The sequence below is a fragment of the Streptomyces rishiriensis genome, assembly GCF_003112535.1.
GTDB lineage: Bacteria > Actinomycetota > Actinomycetes > Streptomycetales > Streptomycetaceae > Streptomyces > Streptomyces rishiriensis.
This window is the reverse complement of the sequence record NZ_BEWA01000030.1, coordinates 118819-138200: the sequence shown is the minus strand read 5'-3', so window position 1 is coordinate 138200 and position 19382 is coordinate 118819. Positions and strand designations below refer to the sequence as shown.

17 protein-coding genes are annotated in these 19382 nt (G+C 70.5%); 12 read left to right on the top strand and 5 right to left on the bottom strand.

The window, feature by feature from the left end:
• Positions 1–83 precede the first annotated feature (83 nt).
• The 3 genes from Sri02f_RS37965 (at position 84) to Sri02f_RS37955 (ending at position 3997) form a co-directional block, all read left to right on the top strand.
• Positions 84–971: a FadR/GntR family transcriptional regulator gene (locus Sri02f_RS37965; protein ID WP_109005858.1), complete on the top strand. Its 888-nt coding sequence runs from the start codon at positions 84–86 to the stop codon at positions 969–971.
• 473 nt (positions 972–1444) lie between these two features.
• On the top strand, positions 1445–2995 hold the full coding sequence (locus tag Sri02f_RS37960) for an RNA polymerase sigma factor (RefSeq protein ID WP_109005889.1): 1551 nt from the start codon (positions 1445–1447) through the stop codon (positions 2993–2995).
• Between the two features lie 135 nt (positions 2996–3130).
• Positions 3131–3997 carry a serine protease gene (locus tag Sri02f_RS37955; RefSeq protein ID WP_109005857.1) on the top strand — a complete coding sequence of 289 codons (867 nt, stop codon included), beginning with the start codon at positions 3131–3133 and terminating at the stop codon, positions 3995–3997.
• 131 nt (positions 3998–4128) lie between these two features.
• Here the strand turns inward: Sri02f_RS37955 and Sri02f_RS37950 are convergent, their stop codons facing one another.
• On the bottom strand, positions 4129–4359 hold the full coding sequence (locus Sri02f_RS37950) for a DUF7455 domain-containing protein (protein ID WP_069767438.1): 231 nt from the start codon (positions 4357–4359) through the stop codon (positions 4129–4131).
• A gap of 444 nt (positions 4360–4803) precedes the next feature.
• On the opposite strand from Sri02f_RS37950, the gene Sri02f_RS37945 reads away from it, so the two are divergent.
• The 6 genes from Sri02f_RS37945 (at position 4804) to Sri02f_RS37920 (ending at position 11855) form a co-directional block, all read left to right on the top strand.
• Positions 4804–6924 carry a DNA gyrase/topoisomerase IV subunit B gene (locus Sri02f_RS37945; protein ID WP_109005856.1) on the top strand — a complete coding sequence of 707 codons (2121 nt, stop codon included), beginning with the start codon at positions 4804–4806 and terminating at the stop codon, positions 6922–6924.
• Between the two features lie 330 nt (positions 6925–7254).
• Positions 7255–7779, top strand: a complete 525-nt coding sequence (locus Sri02f_RS37940; RefSeq protein WP_109005855.1) for a DUF1453 family protein — start codon at positions 7255–7257, stop codon at positions 7777–7779.
• Entirely contained in the window at positions 7776–8927 is a 1152-nt protein-coding gene (locus Sri02f_RS37935) for a sensor histidine kinase (protein WP_109005854.1), read from the top strand. The genes Sri02f_RS37940 and Sri02f_RS37935 overlap by 4 nt, the downstream gene beginning before the upstream one ends.
• A complete protein-coding gene (locus tag Sri02f_RS37930) occupies positions 8924–9607 on the top strand; it encodes a response regulator transcription factor (protein WP_109005853.1) in 684 nt (227 codons plus the stop codon). Before Sri02f_RS37935 ends, Sri02f_RS37930 begins: the two co-directional genes overlap by 4 nt.
• Before the next feature lie 80 nt (positions 9608–9687).
• Positions 9688–10266 carry a DUF485 domain-containing protein gene (locus Sri02f_RS37925; RefSeq protein ID WP_109005852.1) on the top strand — a complete coding sequence of 193 codons (579 nt, stop codon included), beginning with the start codon at positions 9688–9690 and terminating at the stop codon, positions 10264–10266.
• Complete coding sequence (locus Sri02f_RS37920) at positions 10263–11855, top strand: monocarboxylic acid transporter (protein ID WP_109005851.1); 1593 nt, start codon at positions 10263–10265, stop codon at positions 11853–11855. The genes Sri02f_RS37925 and Sri02f_RS37920 overlap by 4 nt, the downstream gene beginning before the upstream one ends.
• 58 nt (positions 11856–11913) lie before the next feature.
• On the opposite strand, the gene Sri02f_RS37915 is transcribed toward Sri02f_RS37920, so the two are convergent.
• Positions 11914–12606, bottom strand: coding sequence for a response regulator (locus Sri02f_RS37915; RefSeq protein WP_109005850.1), 693 nt, complete (start codon positions 12604–12606; stop codon positions 11914–11916).
• 160 nt (positions 12607–12766) lie between these two features.
• Here Sri02f_RS37915 and Sri02f_RS37910 point away from each other — a divergent pair, with 160 nt between their 5' ends.
• From Sri02f_RS37910 to Sri02f_RS37900, 3 genes are all read left to right on the top strand, one after another.
• Positions 12767–13582 (top strand): ABC transporter ATP-binding protein, encoded by an 816-nt coding sequence (locus Sri02f_RS37910; protein ID WP_109005849.1) that lies wholly within the window; start codon positions 12767–12769, stop codon positions 13580–13582.
• Complete coding sequence (locus tag Sri02f_RS37905) at positions 13572–14435, top strand: ABC transporter permease (protein ID WP_109005848.1); 864 nt, start codon at positions 13572–13574, stop codon at positions 14433–14435. Before Sri02f_RS37910 ends, Sri02f_RS37905 begins: the two co-directional genes overlap by 11 nt.
• A 128-nt stretch (positions 14436–14563) precedes the next feature.
• The gene (locus Sri02f_RS37900; protein WP_109005847.1) at positions 14564–15622 is read left to right on the top strand and encodes an ABC transporter substrate-binding protein; all 1059 of its coding nucleotides are present in this window, start codon (positions 14564–14566) and stop codon (positions 15620–15622) included.
• Between the two features lie 12 nt (positions 15623–15634).
• Here the strand turns inward: Sri02f_RS37900 and Sri02f_RS37895 are convergent, their stop codons facing one another.
• The 3 genes from Sri02f_RS37895 to Sri02f_RS37885 form a co-directional block, all read right to left on the bottom strand.
• Positions 15635–16315: a response regulator gene (locus Sri02f_RS37895; protein ID WP_109005846.1), complete on the bottom strand. Its 681-nt coding sequence runs from the start codon at positions 16313–16315 to the stop codon at positions 15635–15637.
• On the bottom strand, positions 16315–18015 hold the full coding sequence (locus Sri02f_RS37890; protein ID WP_245970966.1) for an ATP-binding protein: 1701 nt from the start codon (positions 18013–18015) through the stop codon (positions 16315–16317). Before Sri02f_RS37890 ends, Sri02f_RS37895 begins: the two co-directional genes overlap by 1 nt.
• 162 nt (positions 18016–18177) lie before the next feature.
• A complete protein-coding gene (locus Sri02f_RS37885; RefSeq protein ID WP_109005845.1) occupies positions 18178–19119 on the bottom strand; it encodes a ferredoxin family protein in 942 nt (313 codons plus the stop codon).
• Positions 19120–19382: the final 263 nt, after the last annotated feature.

The window sequence follows — 19382 nt, the reverse complement described above, 5'->3', positions numbered from 1 at the left end:
TGCGACGAGGTGAGCGATCACCCTTTCGTGTGCTTTTCACCAAAGACCTCAAGGCAGTTGGAGGCAGCGCCGACAAAGGATCCGTGAGTACCCTTGCGCACACCATGATGACCGCCGCCCGCTCTTCCGACTCCGGTCTGGCCGGCCCGGGCGGACTCGACCGCTACCCCTACGCCGAGGCCCCCGCCGCCAGCCGCGTCGGAGCTCCCGTCTGGGAGTCCGCCGATCCCGAACTGGGCCGCGTGGGGCGCCGCGCTGCGGGCAGCCGCGGACGCGGACTGCACGGCCAACTCGTCCAGCAGCTCGGCCAGATGATCGTCTCGGGCGACCTGGGAGCCGACCGCCCGCTGGTGCCCGAGGAGATCGGCCAGCGGTTCGAGGTGTCCCGCACCGTCGTCCGCGAGTCGCTGCGCGTCCTCGAGGCCAAGGGCCTGGTCAGCGCCCGACCGAACGTCGGCACACGTGTGCGTCCCGTGAGCGACTGGAACCTTCTCGACCCGGACATCATCGAGTGGCGGGCCTTCGGCCCCCAGCGTGACGACCAGCGTCGCGAGCTGAGCGAGCTGCGCTGGACGATCGAGCCGCTCGCCGCCCGCCTCGCCGCCGGGCACGGGCGACCCGACATTCAGCAGCGACTCTCCGACATGGTCGAGATCATGGCTCACGCCATGGGGCAGGGCGACGGTCTGACGTACTCCCGGGCCGACGCCGAGTTCCACTCGCTGCTCATCCAGGTCGCGAGCAACCGCATGCTGGAGCACCTCTCGGGGATCGTGTCCTCCGCTCTGCAGGTCTCCGGCGGCCCGATCGCGGGGTGCGAGCGCCCCACCGACGCGTCGCTCTCCCACCACGGCAGGATCGTCGACGCGCTCGCCGCGGGCGACGGGACCGCCGCCGAGACGGCCATGCGGCAGCTGCTCGCCGTGCATCCCGAGGTGGAGCGCGTCGTGCCGGCGCCGCGCGAGCACTGACCGCATCCGCGGGTGGCACGGCCCGCGGACGTCCTGTCCTGCCGCGTCATCCCCGGGCGACGCGCCCGCCCTCTCCGGACCCCGCAGGACCCGCCACGGGCCCTGCGGGGTCCGACGGCCGACAGGGGGAGATCAGGGGGAGACTCGGTCGGGGATGTATGTCGGGACACAAGGGGGATTCGGCCGCGGAGGCTCGGGTAGACACCACGGGTGACCGCCTCTGCCCGTGTCTGACCGTTTTTGCATGCTTACGGGGTGTGACTCGGGCCACGAAGATTGGGCGTAACGCTTGTGGAAACAACGCGATGACCTAAGAGGTGGCTGCCGCGGAGGGAATACGGACGCCGTTCAAGGCGCTGTGAATCCTCCCGGCCCCCGCCCGCACCGTCGGCCCATCCCCAGGCCGGTGGTCGGCTCCTGTTCGTCTGCGAACGGGGCCGGAAGCCGTTTTCCAACGTTCCGAGAGGTTGTTCGTGTCGGCCAGCACATCCCGTACGCTCCCGCCGGAGATCGCCGAGTCCGTCTCTGTCATGGCGCTCATTGAGCGGGGAAAGGCTGAGGGGCAGATCGCCGGCGACGATGTGCGTCGGGCCTTCGAAGCTGACCAGATTCCGGCCACTCAGTGGAAGAACGTACTGCGCAGCCTCAACCAGATCCTCGAGGAAGAGGGTGTGACGCTGATGGTCAGTGCCGCGGAGCCCAAGCGCACCCGAAAGAGCGTCGCAGCGAAGAGTCCGGCCAAGCGCACCGCCACCAAGACGGTCGCTGCGAAGACGGTGACCACGCGGAAGGCCACTGCCACCACCGAGGCCGCCCCTGCCGCCCCCGCTGTGGACGATCCCGCAGAGGAAGCCGCCCCCGCCAAGAAGGCGGCTGCCAAGAAGACGACGACCACGACCGCCAAGAAGGCGGCCGCCAAGAAGACCGTCGCCACGAAGAAGACGGTCGCCAAGAAGACGACCGCCAAGAAGGACGACGCCGAGCTGGTCGAGGAAGAGGTCCTCGAGGACGCTCCCAAGGCCGAGGGCGAGCCCGAGGGCACCGAGAGCGCCGGCTTCGTCCTGTCCGACGAGGACGAGGACGACGCGCCCGCGCAGCAGGTCGCGGCCGCGGGCGCCACCGCCGACCCGGTCAAGGACTACCTCAAGCAGATCGGCAAGGTCCCGCTGCTCAACGCCGAGCAGGAGGTCGAGCTCGCCAAGCGCATCGAGGCCGGTCTGTTCGCCGAGGACAAGCTGGCCAACGCCGACAAGCTCGCGCCGAAGCTCAAGCGCGAGCTGGAGATCATCGCGGAGGACGGCCGCCGCGCCAAGAACCACCTTCTGGAGGCCAACCTCCGTCTGGTGGTCTCCCTGGCCAAGCGCTACACCGGCCGCGGCATGCTCTTCCTGGACCTCATCCAGGAGGGCAACCTCGGTCTGATCCGCGCGGTCGAGAAGTTCGACTACACCAAGGGCTACAAGTTCTCCACCTACGCCACCTGGTGGATCCGGCAGGCGATCACCCGCGCGATGGCCGACCAGGCCCGCACCATCCGCATCCCGGTGCACATGGTCGAGGTCATCAACAAGCTCGCGCGCGTGCAGCGCCAGATGCTCCAGGACCTGGGTCGCGAGCCCACCCCGGAGGAGCTGGCCAAGGAACTCGACATGACCCCGGAGAAGGTCATCGAGGTCCAGAAGTACGGCCGCGAGCCCATCTCGCTGCACACTCCCCTGGGCGAGGACGGCGACAGCGAGTTCGGCGACCTCATCGAGGACTCCGAGGCCGTCGTCCCGGCCGACGCGGTCAGCTTCACGCTTCTGCAGGAGCAGCTGCACTCGGTGCTCGACACGCTCTCCGAGCGGGAGGCGGGCGTCGTCTCCATGCGATTCGGTCTCACCGACGGTCAGCCGAAGACCCTCGACGAGATCGGCAAGGTGTACGGCGTCACGCGCGAGCGCATCCGCCAGATCGAGTCCAAGACGATGTCGAAGCTGCGCCACCCGTCTCGTTCGCAGGTGCTGCGCGACTACCTCGACTAGGTCGCCCGGCTCAACCAGGTCGAAGGCCCGGCTCCCCTCAAGGGAGCCGGGCCTTCGGCGTCGGCGCGCGGGTGCGGGTCCGGGCGCGCTGAATCACTCTGGGTGTTCATCGATCACTTCGAGTGAGGAGCGCGCATGCGTCGTTGTCTGGTCCGGGCGCTGTCCCGGCCGTTGATCCTGGCGGCCGCGGTGATGGCCATACCGTTGGCCTCCGCCGCCCCGGCAGCCTCCGACGGCGTCGTCCTGGGGGGTGTCCCCATCGACGTCTCCCAGGCGCCGTGGGTGGTCGCCCTGTCCAGCCGTGACCGGTTCGGAGGTACGCGCTCGGGCCAGTTCTGCGGAGGCGTGGCCGTCGGCCGGTCCACCGTGCTCACCGCGGCCCACTGCATGGGCGAGGACGTCCTCGGAGCGTCGCCGGGGCAGTTGTCCGACCTGAAGGTCGTCGCGGGCCGTACGGACCTGTACACGAGCGTGGGGCAGGAGATCTCCGTGCGCAGCGTCTGGGTGAACCCGGGCTACGACAGCTCCAGCAACGCCGGCGACTTCGCCGTGCTGAGCCTTGCCGAGCCGCTCGCGGCGACGGCGGTCGCCCCCATGGCCGCCGCGGGCGACACGGCCTACGAGCCGGGCTCGGACGCGGTCGTCTACGGCTGGGGCGACACCTCGGGATTCGGCGCGTACGCCCACAGCCTGCGGGCGGCCCACGTCCACGTCCTGGCCGACACCCTCTGCGAGCGGGCATACCCCGGGTCCACCGACGGCACCTATCAGGCACGGAGCATGGTGTGCGCGGGGGAGGCACGGGGCGGCCCCGACGCCTGTCAGGGCGACAGCGGCGGACCGCTGGTCGCGCAGGGCCGCCTCATCGGGCTCGTCTCCTGGGGCAGCGGCTGCGGGCGCCCGGACAGCCCGGGCGTCTACACACGGGTCTCCGACGCCCTGCGGACACTGCACTGGGACGTCGGCACCCGAAGCCCCCACGAGGCCCCTGGCGGCGCCTGAGCGGGCCTTCTCGGCAAGGTCCGGGCTCCCGGCCGCGCCGTTGTCACACGAGCGGGCGGCCGCCCCTGGGAGCAGGGACGGCCGCCCGTACGCCGGCCTGTGCCGGTCTGGCTCGTCGTCGACGCGTCGGATCAGCGCTCTTCTTCGGAGGCGGACACGGGAACGGTAGTCAGCCGCTCCGTCTCGTCCTGTATCTCAGCGGCGATCTTCTTGAGTTCCGGCTCGAACTTGCGGCCGTGGTGGGCGCAGAAGAGCAGTTCTCCGCCGCTGAGCAGGACGACGCGCACGTACGCCTGGGCGCCGCAGCGGTCGCAGCGGTCAGCGGCCGTCAGCGGGCTCGCGGGGGTCAGAACAGTAGTCACGTCGCCTCTTCTCTAGCTCGACGAGCTGTCGTACCAGGGTCAACATCCAACCAGCCCCAAAACGTTCCCGCTCGTGGCTTTTCCTCGAAAAATCTTTCCGAGGTGGCCGTCTGCTGCCGTTTGGCGGCGAATGTGCCGTATTGCGTGGTCTTCGGTGCTTACGGTTTCGCGCTGTCGGTCAGGGTCCGGTCCTCCCGGCTGGCTTGCCGGTTTGTTCATGAGGACGTGCCCGGAGCCTAAATGGTTCATGCCTCGAAGGGAACGTGACATGTACTTCACTCCATCGAGGGATCGAACATGTATACGACGCTGGACTAGTGTGAGTTCAGACGCGAGGGTGGCGTGGCAACGGCTCTACCAGGCCTCGGTACCCTCGTGGCGGTAACCCAAGCCGCGCCCTTACCCCGAAGGGCCCCAACTGAAATTCAGCGAGGAGCGAACCGCGTGACCGCCGAAATGTCCGTGCCGTCCACAGCGCTGCTGGCAGGAGCAGACCGGGACGGTTCCAATTACACCGCGCGGCACCTGCTCGTCCTCGAAGGCCTCGAGGCCGTGCGGAAGCGCCCGGGTATGTACATCGGCTCGACCGACAGCCGTGGTCTGATGCACTGCCTGTGGGAGATCATCGACAACTCCGTCGACGAGGCCCTGGGCGGTTACTGCGACCACATCGAGGTGATCCTCCACGACGACGCCTCGGTGGAGGTCCGTGACAACGGTCGTGGCATCCCCGTCGACGTCGAGCCCAAGACCGGTCTGTCCGGCGTCGAGGTCGTCATGACCAAGCTGCACGCCGGCGGCAAGTTCGGCGGCGGCTCGTACGCCGCCTCCGGCGGCCTGCACGGCGTCGGCGCCTCCGTGGTCAACGCCCTGTCCGCCCGGCTCGACGTCGAGGTGGACCGCAGTGGCCACACGCACGCGATCAGCTTCCGGCGAGGTGTCCCGGGCTCCTTCGCCGCGATCGGTCCGGACGCCACGTTCGAGACCGGCGGCCTGCGCAAGGTCAAGCGGGTCGCCAAGAACCGCTCCGGCACGCGCGTGCGGTACTGGGCCGACCGTCAGATCTTCCTCAAGGACGCCAAGCTCTCCCTGGAGAACCTCCATCAGCGCGCCCGCCAGACGGCGTTCCTGGTGCCGGGCCTGACCATCGTCGTGCGCGACGAGTACGGGCTCGGTGAGGGCGGCAGCAAGGGCGAGGAGTCCTTCCGTTTCGACGGCGGCATCAGCGAGTTCTGCGAGTACCTGGCCGCCGACAAGCCGGTCTGCGACGTCCTGCGCCTCACCGGCCAGGGCACGTTCAAGGAGACGGTGCCGGTCCTGGACGAGCACGGGCAGATGACCCCGACCGAGGTCACCCGCGAGCTCGGCGTGGATGTGGCGCTGCGCTGGGGGACCGGTTACGACACGACGCTGCGGTCGTTCGTCAACATCATCGCCACGCCCAAGGGCGGCACCCATGTCGCCGGGTTCGAGCAGGCCGTGGCCAAGACGATGAACGAGGTGCTGCGGGCCAAGAAGCTGCTGCGCGTCGCGGAGGACGACATCGTCAAGGACGACGCGCTGGAGGGTCTGACGGCCGTCGTCACCGTGCGCCTGGCCGAACCCCAGTTCGAGGGTCAGACCAAGGAGGTCCTGGGCACCTCGGCGGCCCGGCGCATCGTGAACACCGTGATCTCCAGGGAGCTGAAGGCGTTCCTGACCTCCACCAAGCGCGACGCGGCCGCTCAGGCGCGGGTCGTGATGGAGAAGGCGGTCGCCGCCGCGCGCACGCGTATCGCGGCGCGGCAGCACAAGGACGCACAGCGTCGCAAGACGGCGCTGGAGTCCTCGTCCCTGCCCGCCAAGCTGGCCGACTGCCGCAGCGACGACGTCGAGCGCAGCGAACTGTTCATCGTCGAGGGCGACTCGGCGCTCGGTACGGCGAAGCTGGCCCGCAACTCCGAGTTCCAGGCGCTGCTGCCGATCCGGGGCAAGATCCTCAACGTCCAGAAGTCGTCCGTGACCGACATGCTGAAGAACGCCGAGTGCGGGGCGATCATCCAGGTCATAGGGGCGGGCTCCGGGCGGACCTTCGACATCGATGCGGCCCGTTACGGCAAGATCATCATGATGACCGACGCCGATGTGGACGGTTCCCACATCCGGACGCTGTTGCTGACGCTGTTCCATCGCTACATGCGGCCCATGGTCGAGTCGGGCCGGGTGTTCGCCGCGGTGCCGCCGCTGCACCGCATCGAGCTGGTCCAGCCCAAGAAGGGCCAGGACAGGTACGTGTACACGTACTCGGACCGGGAGCTGCGCGACAGGCTCATGGAGTTCCAGAGCAAGGGCGTGAGGTACAAGGACTCCATCCAGCGCTACAAGGGTCTGGGCGAGATGGACGCCGATCAGCTGGCCGAGACGACGATGGACCCGCGTCATCGCACCCTGCGACGCATCAACCTCTCCGACCTGGAGGCCGCCGAGCAGGTCTTCGACCTGCTCATGGGCAACGATGTGGCGCCGCGCAAGGAGTTCATCTCCAGCTCCGCGGCCACGCTGGACCGGTCCAGGATCGACGCGTAGCCGCGGCGAGGACCGCGCTGGGGCCCTTGCGCGCTCCGGTCTGTACGCGCTCCGGTCTGTACGGGCTCGGTCCTGTACGCGCTCGGCCAGAAGTCCGTGTGACGGTCTGGTCGGGCCCGCGAGCCGTACCGGTCAGGGGCGGCCGACGGGCGTCCGGTCGGGGGTCCGGTTGGCTTCTAGTCGGGCCTCCACCCGTGGGTGGAGGCCTCCGCCGGCGGAGATCCACCCACGTTCCACCCCGGCTCCGATCTGCGGACGGACGGATTTCCGTAGCGTCGAAGGCATCGGCGGCATTCGCTGCCGGCCCCCTTCCCGCTCACGGAGGCTGTGATGTCCGGGCTCGTCGACGCACTGGTGATCGTCGCCGTGATCGCACTCGTGATCGTGCGGCAGTTCCGCGCAAGCCGCGTCGGCACGGACCGGCGATGGTGGCTCCTGCCCGGCGTCCTGGCCGTCCTGGCACTGCGCGAACCGCAACTCCTCGACACGGGTCACCCCACCACGGCGGCGCTGGTGTTCGGTGCCGAAGTGATCGTCGGCCTGGCCATGGGCGCGGCCTGGGCTTGGACCACCCGCATCTGGGTGGAGCCGGACGGTGCCGTCTGGAGCAGGAGCACCAGGGCGAGCGTCGCCGTCTGGGCCGTCGGCATCGGCCTGCGGCTGGGGCTTTTCGGGATCGGCACGCTACTGGGCGTCCACCAGGACGGCTCCGCCCTGATACTCGCTCTCGCGGGCACCCTTCTGGTTCGCTCGGGCCTCCTGATCTGGCGTGCGCAGTCTCTGCGTCCGGCCCCCGTATCCGCCACGGCGTACCGTGACGGCGTGCTCCGGTCCGCGTGGAAGGAGCCGGTGTGACGGAGAACGGCTGGACCCGCTGGCCCTCGCGGGAGGCGCTGAGCCCCAAGGAGGTCTCACGGCCCAGGCGGCTGCTGGCCCGGGCGGTGCGGCTGCTGGTGCTGACCGCGCTGATGTGGGCGGCCTTCCACGACAGCCGTGTCCACGGGTGGATCGCGGTGGCCGGCGCCGTCGGAGCCCTGGTGGCCGGCGGGCTGGCATGGGCCCTGTTCCGGACCACGCTCGAACACCGGCTGTGGCCGTCCCTGGCACTCGTCGTCATGCTGCTGGGGCTGGCGGTCGGGTCCGAGGTTGCCGGATTCCGCTCGCCGGCCATCGTCCTGTGCTGCGGGTGCGCCATCACGGCCCTGGAGAGGCTGCCCTTGATCGCGGCGCTGCCGGTGGCCTCGGCCGGGTTCGCCGCCTTCGCGGCGGTCGACGACGGCAACGGTCTGACCTTGGCGTCCGTCATCGGGGGAATGGCCCTCGCCGGATACGCCCTGCGTCTGGACGCCGAAGCCCGAGGCAACGCGCAGCGACTGCTCGCCCAGGAGCGGGCGGCGCGCGCCGCCGAAGCCGAGTCCGCCGCGCTCGCCGAGCGGGCCCGTATCGCCCGGGAGATCCACGACGTCCTGGCGCACAGTCTCTCGGCGCAGCTCGTGCACCTGGAGGCGGCCCGGCTGCTGATCGAGCGAGGGGCGGACCGCGAGCAGATCCTCGCGCGCGTGGTGGCGGCCCGGGGGATGGCCCGCGACGGCCTGGACGAGACCAGACAGTCGCTGTCCGCCCTGCGGGGAGAAGTGACGCCGCTGGAGGACTTCCTGAGCGATCTCGTCCGCTCGTCCGACGGCGCCGAGGTCACCGTGGGGGGTGAACGCCGGCCGCTGCCGGCCGAGGCGTCACAGGCCGTGCGCAGGGTCGCCCAGGAGGCCCTGACGAACGTCCGGAAGCACGCGCCGGGCGCGAAGGTCTGCGTGCGGCTGGAGTACAGCCCGCGCGAAGTCACCCTGGACGTGCGGGACACGGGTGGCTCGCCGGGCGAACTCGCCGAGGTCGGGGGCGGGTACGGTCTGCTGGGCATGCGGGAGCGCGCCGAGTTGCTGGGCGGGTCGCTCGCCGCGGGACCGGGTGAGGAAGGGTTCGTGGTGACGTTGAAGGTGCCGGTATGACCGAGGAGCCGGAGAGGAAGCCCGCCCGGGTGGTGGTCGCGGACGATCAGACGGTCGTCCGGGAAGGCATCGTGATGCTGCTCGGGCTGCTGCCGGGAGTCGAGGTCGTGGGGGCCGCGGGGGACGGGGACGAGGCGGTGCGACTCGTCGCCGAACTCGCCCCCGACGTGGTGCTGATGGACCTGCGCATGCCCCGCTGCGACGGAGTGGAGGCGACCCGGCGCATCCGCGCGCAGCACCCGGGGACGCAAGTGGTGGTGCTCACGACCTACGCGGACGACGAGTCCCTGTTCCCCGCGCTGAAAGCGGGAGCACGCGGCTACCTCACCAAGGACGCCGGCGGGGACGAGATCGTACGGGCTGTGCACAGCGTGCTGTCGGGGGACGCGGGGCTGTCGCCGAGCGTCCAGCGAAGGCTGCTGGAGCGCCTGTCGGCCCCCGAGCCGGAACCGGCGGAGCCCGCGACCCCGCCCGACGGGCTGACCACACGGGAGGCGGAGGTGCTGATGCTGATCGCCGACGGGCTCAGCAACCAGGAGATCGCACGCAGGCTCAACGTGTCCACCGCCACCGTGAAGACCCACATCAACAACATGTTCACCAAGACGGGGCTCAAGGGCCGGGCCCAGGCGGTGCGTTACGCGTATCGAAAGGGGTTGGTACGACCGCCCACAGGGTGATTGGCCCATTGGTCACCTGATGGGGTGAAGTGTTCGGGGAAGAAGAGTCAGGGATCTTCCCGTTCTGTCCATCCTTGGGCATGCAGTCAAGCAACGGTCGTGCCCGTGCTGACGGGGACGGTGCCGAGACCGGCGTTCCCACGTCGCACGCGCGTGCGCAGCACGAAGATTTGGGCCGGGCATTCGGCGAGGCGGCAGGGGACCTGCACTACGAGGACCCGTGGTACGACGCTCTCGCCTCCGGCTGGGGCGAGTCGGCAGCTGCAGGCCCGCATGAGGGCGAGGTGCCGGCGGCCCGCCGGGAGCGGGAGCCCGGCGCCGCCGCGGCGGCCCAGGTCTACCTCGAGGTGCAGCGCAGCGCGGCCTTCCAGGAAGTCCGTCGCCGGTACCGGCGCTTCGTGCTGCCCGCCGTCCTCGGGTTCTTCCTCTGGTACGTGGCCTATGTCGTGGCCGCGACGACCGCGCCCGGGTTGATGGCGCGGCCCGTGGTGGGGGCGGTGAACATGGCGTTGCTCGCCGGCCTCGGGCAGTTCCTCAGCACGTTCCTGCTCACCTGGGCCTATGCCCGCCACGCGCGGTTGCGTCGGGACCGGGCGGCGCTCGAACTGCGCTGGGACACCCAGGAGCTGACCCGCGGAGCGAGAGGCGGTGTGTCGTGACCGGCAACCATCAGGCTCCGGCGTTGCTGCTGTTTGGCGTCTTCGTCGCGGTGACACTGGGGATCACCACCTGGGTGAGCCGCAACCGACGTGGTTCGGCTGAGGAGTTCTACGCAGGCGGACGGCTGTTCTCCCCGATAGAGAATGGTTTTGCCATCGCGGGCGACTACATGTCGGCCGCCTCCTTCCTGGGCGTCGCCGGGCTCATCGCGCTGTTCGGGTACGACGGGCTGCTGTACGTGGTGGGCTTTCTCGTCGCCTGGCTGGTGGTGCTGTTCCTCGTCGCCGAACTGGTGCGCAACTGCGGTCGGTTCACCCTCGCCGACGTGGTCGCCGCGCGCATGAGCGAGCGTCCGGTGCGCATCGCGGCGGGAACTTCCTCGGTCACCGTGTCCGTTCTCTACCTGGTGGCACAGATGGTGGGCGCGGGCAGTCTGGTCGCACTGCTCCTGGGCAACACGGGCGAGGCGGCACGGTCCTGGGCCGTCATCGGGGTCGGCGCGCTCATGGTCGTCTATGTGTCGCTGGGAGGGATGCGGGCCACCACCTGGATCCAGATCGTGAAGGCGGTGCTGCTGCTCGGCGGCACGGTCGTCCTCACCGTGCTCGTGTTGGTGCGCTTCCACGGTGACTTCGACCAGGTGCTGCGCACCGCCGCCGAGCGCAGCGGACACGGCGCCGCGTTCCTGGCCCCCGGGCTGAAGTACGGCGGGGACTGGACCGCGCGGTTCGACTTCATGAGTCTGGGGCTCGCGCTGGTGCTGGGCACGGCGGGTCTGCCGCACATCCTGTCCCGCTTCTACACCGTGCCGACCGCACGGGCCGCCCGGCGGTCCACCGTCTGGGCGATCGGCCTGATCGGCGGCTTCTACCTGATGACCATCGTGCTCGGCTTCGGCGCGGCGGCGATCGTCGGCCCGCAGGCCTTGCGCGGTTCGAACGCGTCCGGGAACACCGCGGTGCCCCTCCTGGCACTCGACCTCGGGGGCGGCGCAGACTCCACGGGAGGGACGGTGCTGTTCGCGGTCGTGACGGCCGTCGCCTTCGCCACGATCCTCGCCGTCGTGGCCGGCATCACCCTTGCCTCCTCGGCCTCGGTGGCGCACGACCTGTACGCCTCGCTGCGCCGACGGGACGCCGAGCCCCGCAGCGAGGTCACGGTGGCGCGGGTCGCCGCGGTGGGCGTCGGTGTGGTCGCGATCGGTCTCGGCCTGCTGGCCCGCGATCTCAACGTCGCCTTCCTGGTCGGGCTGGCCTTCGCCGTCGCCGCGTCCGCGAACCTGCCGGCCCTGCTGTATTCGCTGTTCTGGCGGAGCTTCACCACCCGGGGCGCCGTTTGGGCGGTGTACGGCGGGCTGATCCCCGCCCTGACGCTCGTCGTGCTGTCGCCGGTGGTGTCGGGCAGTCCCGAGTCGCTCTTCCCGGACATGGACTTCCAGTACTTCCCCCTGCAGAACCCCGGACTGGTCTCGATCCCGCTGGGCTTCGTGGCGGGCTGGCTGGGCACCGTGACCTCGACCGAGATCGCGGACGAGGCCAAGCACGCGGAGACCGAGGTGCGGTCGCTGACCGGGGCCGGGGCCGCGTGACGGGCGATGGACGACGGACCCGCCGGTCGTCGTGTCGTCCGGGTGTGCCGAGTCACGGCTACGGCGCAACCCACGCGTACCGGTGTTCCGGGCGGCCCGTGTCGCCGTACCGGAGGGAGAGGTGCAGCCGTCCGGCCTGTTCCAGCTGGCGGAGGTAGCGCTGGGCGGTGGAGCGGCTGAGGCCGGTCTCGGCGGCGACTTCGTGGGCCGACAGCGGGTGGCTCGCGCGGTGCAGGACGGTGCAGATCAGGTCGGCGGTGGGTTCGGAGTGACCGCTCGGCAGGCCTGGGGAGGACGGCCCCGGGCCGGTGCGCAGGGCGCCGAAGATGCGGTCGACCTGTTCCTGTCCGGCGACGCCGTGGCCGCCGACCCGGTCGACCGTGCGGCGCAGCGCCGCGTAGGAGTCCAGGCGGGTGCGCAGCGCTGCGAACGTGAAGGGTTTGACCAGGTAGTGCAAGGCGCCCAGCCGCATAGCGGTCTGCACCGTCGTCACGTCGCCGGCCGCTGTGATCATGATGACGTCGGTGCCGTGGCCCTGCTCCCGCATGCGGTGGACGAGGTCGAGACCGGTCCCGTCGGGCAGGTAGTGGTCGAGCAGGACCAGGTCGATGTTCCCGCGCTGCACGGAGGCGAGCCCCTGGGCAGCACTGTGGGCGCGGGCGGCGACCCGGAATCCGGGAACCTTTCCCACGTACTTGGCGTTGATCTCGGCGACACGGAAGTCGTCGTCCACCACCAGGACGTCAATCATGGGGCCTCTCTCCTGAGGGCCGGGCGGGCGTCGAGCCCGCGTTCCGGCCTCGCTGTTGTAGCGCGAGCAAAACGAGCACAACAGGCCTTTGCAGGCAAAAGAAGCGCATGCGCTCAGAAGGCTGATGCTGTCTCGCAGGTCACCTCTACCGTCCCCGGCCATGAGCGCACACACCAGCCCCGCCATCGAGATGCGGGGCGCGAGCAAGGTCTTCAGGACCCCGTCGGGAGCTCCGCACACCGCCGTGCGGGAACTCGACCTCACCGTCGGTCACGGCGAGTTCGTGGCCGTCGTCGGACCGACCGGTTGCGGGAAGTCCACCACGCTGACCCTGATCAGTGGGCTGGAGGAGCCCACCCGGGGCGAGGTCCTGGTCGCCGGGCAGCCCGTGCGTGGCGTCGGTGACAAGGTCGGCTTCGTCTTCCAGCAGGACGCGACCTTTCCCTGGCGCACGGTCCTGTCGAACGTCATGGCCGGCCCCCGCTTCCGCGGGGTGCCCAAGGCGGAGGCGAAGAGCAGGGCCCGTGAGTGGCTCGCCCGGGTCGGACTCGCCGCATTCGAGGACCGCTACCCGCACCAGCTCTCCGGCGGCCAGCGCAAACGCGTCGCCCTCGCCGCGACGTTCGTCAACGACCCCGAGATCCTGCTCATGGACGAGCCGTTCTCCGCGCTCGACGTACAGACCAGGGCACTGATGTCGGACGAGCTGCTCGAACTGTGGGAGGGCACGGGCGCCTCCGTCGTGTTCGTCACCCACGACCTGGAGGAGTCCATCGCGCTGGCCGACAGGGTCGTCGTGATGACCGCCGGTCCCGCGACCGTGAAGCAGGTCTTCGACATCGACCTGCCGCGGCCGCGCAAGGTCGAGTCGGTGCGCCTGGAACCGCGGTTCATCGAGATCTACCGCGAGATCTGGGAGTCCCTCGGCGAAGAGGTCCGCATCACCCGCGAAAGAGGTGCCGCTCATGTCGCCTGATCTCCTCAGCGCACCGGTGGCCGACGCGGTCCCGGCGCCGGATCGCGCCCGCTCGCGCGCACGTGCCGCACGCAGACGCAAGATCGTCGTCACGGTGTTCCGCGTCCTGCTCCTCGTCGCCGTGCTCGCCCTGTGGGAGGGGCTGTCCCGCGCCAAGGTCATCGATCCGTTCAACTTCTCGATGCCGAGCAAGATCTGGGATCAGATCTACACCTGGCTGACGCACGGAACCGCGCTCGGCTCACTGGGCGAACAGATCTGGTACACGCTCTACGAGGCGTTGCTCGGCTGGATCATCGGCGTGGTCGCCGGCGTCGTGTGCGGCATCGCGCTGGGGCGGATCACCTTTCTCGCCGACATTCTTGGTCCATACATCAAGGTGCTCAACTCCATACCCAGGATCGTGCTGGCCCCGATCTTCGTGATCTGGTTCGGGCTCGGCCCGGCCTCCAAGGTCGCCTCGGCCGTCGTCCTGGTGTTCTTCCCGGTCTTCTTCAACGCCTTCCAGGGTGCCCGCGAGGTCGACCGCAACCTGGTCGCCAACGCCCGCATCCTCGGCGCGAGCGACCGCAGGGTGACCCTCCAGGTGGTCATCCCGTCCGCCACCTCCTGGATCTTCACCAGCCTGCACGTGAGCTTCGGCTTCGCCCTCATCGGCGCGATAGTCGGCGAGTACATCGGCGCGACCAAGGGCATCGGGCTGCTCGTCGCCCAGTCGCAGGGCACCTTCAACGCGGCCGGCGTGTACGCGGCCATGGTCATCCTCGCCGTCGTCGCCCTGGTCGCCGAGGGGCTGCTGACCTTCGCCGAGAGCCGCATCTTCCGCTGGAAGCCGTCGGGCTCGGACGGCTGACCCTCCTCGAAAGCCCCCGGAACGCCCCCGGTGACCTCCTTCCCGCGCCGTTCCTCCCACGCGCCGTTCCTCCCGCGCGCCGTTCCCCATGCTCCGCATCGCCTTCTCACAAGGACGTGAACCCCGCCATGCGCACAACCGCCAGATTCGCGGCCGTGGCCGCCGCCGGCCTGCTCGGCCTCTCCTCGCTCACCGCCTGTGCCAACGACGCCGCCTCGGCGTCCAGCGGCGCCGACACCAAGGGCGACGGCAAGGGCACCAAGGTCAAGATCATGGTCGGCGGCCTGGACAAGGTCATCTACCTGCCCGCCATGCTCACCCAGCGGCTGGGCTACTTCGACGCCGAGGGACTCGACGTCGAGCTGCTGAGCGAACCGGCCGGTGTGCAGGCCGAGACCGCGCTCGTCTCCGGCCAGGTGCAGGGCGCCGTCGGCTTCTACGACCACACCCTCGACCTCCAGGTGAAGGGCAAGGAGGTGGAGTCCGTCGTCCAGTTCTCGCATGCGCCCGGTGAGGTGGAGATCGTGTCGACGAAGGCCGGGGGCGACATCACCTCGCCCAAGGACTTCAAGGGCAAGAAGCTCGGCATCACGGGCCTCGGCTCCTCGACCGACTTCCTCACCAAGTACCTCGCCGTCAAGAACGGCGTGAAGGTCAGCCAGTTCACCCCGGTCGCCGTGGGCGCGGGGCCGACGTTCATCGCGGCGCTGCAGCAGGGCGCCATCGACGGCGGTATGACGACCGATCCGACCGTCGCGACGATCCTGGACAAGAAGGCCGGCAAGGTCCTCCTCGACATGCGGACGCCGAAGGGCTCCCAGGAGGCGCTCGGCGGACCGTACCCGTCGTCGAGCCTGTACATGCAGACGAGCTGGGTCAACAGCCACAAGGACACCGTCCAGAAGCTGGCCAATGCATTCGTCAAGACGCTCAAGTGGATGTCCACCCACAGTGCGAGCGACATCGCCGGCAAGATGCCTGCCGACTACTCGCAGGGCAACAAGATGCTGTACGCGGTGGCCATCAAGAACACGCTGCCCATGTTCACCAAGGACGGCGTGATGCCCAAGAACGGCCCCGAGACCGTGGAGAAGGTCCTCAAGGCGTTCAACCCGAACATCCAGAACGCCGAGGTGGACCTCGACAAGACGTACACCACCGAGTTCGTCCAGAAGGCGACGGGCTGACGGTCGAGCGCCTCAGGCGCGGGTCGCCCACACGTAACGGTGTTCCGGGCGGCCCGCGTCGCCGTACTTCAGGGTCAGACGGGCCCTTCCCGTGCGCTCCAGAAGCTTCAGATAGCGCTGGGCGGTCTGCCGGCTCACCCCCGTCCGGTCGGCGATCTCCTGGGCCGACAGGGGCCCTTCGGCGCTCATCAGCGACTGGCGTACGAGTTCGGCGGTGGTGGGGGAGTGCCCCTTGGGCAGGCCGGGCTCCGAAGGGGCGGACAGGGCGCCGAAGATCCGGTCGACATCGGCCTGTTCGGCCTCGCCGCCGCCGTCCAGGGTGCGGCGCAGATCCGCGTACGCCTCCAGCTTGGCCCGTAGTCCGGCGAAGGCGAACGGTTTCACCAGATACTGCAGCGCGCCCTGGCGCATGGCGGCCTGCACCGTCCCGACGTCCCGCGCGGCAGTCACCATGATCACGTCGGTCTGGTGGCCGCGCCGGCGCATCTCCTGGACGACCGCCAGACCCGTCTCGTCGGGCAGGTAGTGGTCCAGCAGGACGAGGTCCACGCGGGGCAGCGTCTCCAGCCGGAGCAGCGCTTCGGCCGCGCTGTGGGCCTCGCCCACGACATGGAACCCGGGCACCTTCCCGACATAGGCGGCGTTGACGCGGGCGACCCGGGTGTCGTCGTCCACGACCAGGACCTCGATCATCACGGCCCCTCCTCGGCGGCGCCCGTCGCCGGTGCGGCCATGGCGCGTTCCGAGCCGGGCCGCGGACCGGGCGGACCCGGCTGGGGGCCGGGCTCGGTCAGCGCCTCCGGCAGGACGACGGTGAACTCGGCGCCCCCGCCGGCCGCTTCGCCCACCGTCGCACTGCCGCCCTGTCGCTCGGCGAGCCTGTGCACCAGGGAGAGTCCGATCCCGCGTTTGCCGTGCGCCGGCGGTTTCTTCGTGGACCAGCCCTCCGTGAAGATCAACTCATGCTGCTCGGCGGGGATGCCGGGGCCGGTGTCCCGCACCCGCAGCACGGCCGTACGGCCCTCGGTGCGCAGTTCGACCTCCACGCGCGCGTGCGGCTTGCCCGCGACGGCGTCGAGCGCGTTGTCCACGAGGTTGCCGACGACGGTGACCAGTCCGCGCGGGTCGACCAGCCGGTCGGGCAGCCGGGTCCGGTCGGAGACCCACAGGGCGACGCCCCGCTCGGCCGCGACGGTCGCCTTGCCCACGAGCAGGGCGGCGAGCAGGGGATCCCCGATCTTCTCGGTCACCTGCTCCGCGGTGGCCCGGTGATCGCCGACCACCTCGCCGACGAACTCCACGGCGTCGTCGTACATCTCCAGTTCCAGCAGGCCCAGCAACGTGTGCATACGGTTGGCGTGCTCGTGGTCCTGGGCCCGCAGCGCGTCGATGAGACCGTGCGTCGAGTCGAGTTCCCGGCCGAGCTGCTCCAGCTCGGTGCGGTCGCGCAGCGTGGCCACGGCGCCCCCGTCGTCGGTGGGCATGCGGTTGACGACCAGGACGCGCTGGCCCCGGACGGCGATCAGATCCGTGCCGGTCACCCGGCCGGCCAGCACGTCGGCCGTGCGCCCTTCGCCGAGCACCTCGTCGGGCAGCCCGCCCACGGCCTCGTCGCCGATGCCCAGGAGGCGCTGCGCCTCGTCGTTGAGCAGGCGGACGCGGCCGGCCCGGTCCAGGGCGACGACGCCCTCCCGGATGCCGTGCAGCATCGCCTCGCGCTCGGCGAGCAGGGCGGAGATGTCCGAGAAGGCCAGGTCACGGGTCTGCCGCTGAACCCGCCGGGAGATGATCCAGGCGGCCAGCGCACCCACGGCGAGCGCGCCTCCGGCATAGGCGAACAGTCCCGGGATCGCGTGGATGAGACGGGCGCGCACACTGTCGTACTCGATACCGACCGAGACCGCGCCGACGATCCTGCCCCGGTCGTCGCGCAGCGGCACCTTGCCGCGTGCCGAGCGGCCCAGGGTGCCGCTGTCGATCTCCATGACGTCCCGGCCGCTCAGGGGCTGACGCGGGTCCGTCGAGACATGGCCGCCGACCTGGGCGGGGTCCTTGTGCGACCAGCGGATGCCGTTCAGGTCCATCACGACGACGTACTCGGCGCCGCTGGCCTTGCGGATCCGCTCGGCCTCCCGCTGCACCGGCCCGCCGACCGTCGGCCGCGAACGCTGGAGGTCCTCGGCGATCTGCGGGACCGCCGCGGTCGTCTGCGCGATGGCCAGCGCGCGGCGCATCGCCTGGTCGTCCAGCTGGTTGCTGAGCGGGGCGAGGAACAGTCCGGTGGCGAGCACCACGACTCCCGCGGCGATCGCCAGCTGCATGAGCAGGAGCTGCGAGAACATGCGCCGCGGCATTCCGAGGCGCAGGCGACGAGCGGGGGGAGTGGGGCTCATACCCAAGACGGTACGTGGACGGTGCCGCGCAACCGTAGGGGCGGGTGGTGTGGATCTCTTGACTCGCTCAAGGGGAAACGGTTCGGCTGCACCGGCACGGAGCGCGGCACGTCCGCCGGGACGACGCGGCCGCGCACCGGGACACCCCTGCTCAGAGGGCGCTCATCCCGTCGACGCCGCGCCCGTCAGCTCCCGCACGGCCACGACATCCATCCGCGCGGGCGCTCCGAGGACCGACGTTCCACAGCTCTCCGGCCGGGGCGGCGACGAAGCGCTCTGGTCCACCGCCACCTCCCAGTGGCGTCCGTCCCTGTGCGCGACGGTCACCTCCCAGCGAGGCGCGCCCCCGGCGGTCCGCACGACGCTCAGCGCCTCCGCCGCGTCCTCGCCGGTCGCCGCGCGCACCGCCAGCTCCGCCGCCTGGCCGGGCCGCTCCCAGGCGGAGCTCCCCCGACAGCCCTGCAGGACGATCCGGCCCTCCTGGACACCGTGCAGGACGTCCTCGACGGTGTGGGCCCCGACGCGGCCGTACGCGTATCCGTGCGGCAGGACGAGCACGGTGGGGGAGAAGCGGTGGCCTCCCAGATGGGTGACCTCCCAGGCGCCCCCTACCCCGGAGGCGGCCAGCTGCGCGGCCAGCGGACGGCCGAGGAGCGCGCAGCAGCGGTCGCGTCTGCCGTTCGTGCAGACGAGGGCGAGCGGGTCGCCCGTGTGGGGTCCGCCCCGCAGCGCGTCGTCGAAGGTGCGGTGCTCGCCCCGGCCGAGCGCGGCGAAGTCGAGGTCCAGCAGCCGGTGCGGATCGTGGGTCGTGGCGCCGTGCAGCCACACCCGGCCGGGGACGGTGTGGGCCGCGTACACCTGCCGGAGCGCCGGACCGCCGAAGTCCGCGTGGCGGCCGGGACGCCGGATGAGCGCGACACGCACCCCGGTGCCGTGCGCGGCCGCTTCCAAGGCGCGGCCCAGGGAGGGATCCAGGTGGCTGGAGACCAGCGCTCTGGCGCCCCAGGGGCCGGGCTGCTCCAGGAGCAGCCAGGTGGTTGCCGTGGCCGCGGTTCCGGAGAGGGGCTCGTCGAGGTCCCGCGAGACGGTCGCGCACGTACTCACAGAGGTGAGCCTAACCTGACTCGGCTCGGAACGGCCTACGGCCCGGTCGGACGGCCGCCGTCTGCCGCGGCCGCGCGGGTGCGCGCACCCGCGCGTGCGGTTGCGGGGGCTACGCCTCGCCTGCGCGACGCGTAGCCCCCCGGGACGTGACGACCGGGACGACCGGCCTTCCGGATCCGGCAGACGAAACGGCGGGCCGTGGCGGAGCGTCCGCCGGGATCCGGCTCGCCGTCCTTCGCGGCTGCACTCGGTCGCCTGGTCGG

Excerpts from the sequence above, each read along its gene's own strand:
- Sri02f_RS37940 (WP_109005855.1), top strand. The coding sequence starts at position 7,255 with ATGTCCGGGCTCGTCGACGCACTGGTGATCGTCGCCGTGATCGCACTC.
- Sri02f_RS37915 (WP_109005850.1), bottom strand. The coding sequence starts at position 12,606 with ATGATTGACGTCCTGGTGGTGGACGACGACTTCCGTGTCGCCGAGATC.
- Sri02f_RS37900 (WP_109005847.1), top strand. The coding sequence starts at position 14,564 with ATGCGCACAACCGCCAGATTCGCGGCCGTGGCCGCCGCCGGCCTGCTC.
- Sri02f_RS37955 (WP_109005857.1), top strand. The coding sequence starts at position 3,131 with ATGCGTCGTTGTCTGGTCCGGGCGCTGTCCCGGCCGTTGATCCTGGCG.
- Sri02f_RS37910 (WP_109005849.1), top strand. The coding sequence starts at position 12,767 with ATGAGCGCACACACCAGCCCCGCCATCGAGATGCGGGGCGCGAGCAAG.
- Sri02f_RS37895 (WP_109005846.1), bottom strand. The coding sequence starts at position 16,315 with ATGATCGAGGTCCTGGTCGTGGACGACGACACCCGGGTCGCCCGCGTC.
- Sri02f_RS37925 (WP_109005852.1), top strand. The coding sequence starts at position 9,688 with ATGCAGTCAAGCAACGGTCGTGCCCGTGCTGACGGGGACGGTGCCGAG.
- Sri02f_RS37890 (WP_245970966.1), bottom strand. The coding sequence starts at position 18,015 with ATGAGCCCCACTCCCCCCGCTCGTCGCCTGCGCCTCGGAATGCCGCGG.
- Sri02f_RS37905 (WP_109005848.1), top strand. The coding sequence starts at position 13,572 with ATGTCGCCTGATCTCCTCAGCGCACCGGTGGCCGACGCGGTCCCGGCG.
- Sri02f_RS37930 (WP_109005853.1), top strand. The coding sequence starts at position 8,924 with ATGACCGAGGAGCCGGAGAGGAAGCCCGCCCGGGTGGTGGTCGCGGAC.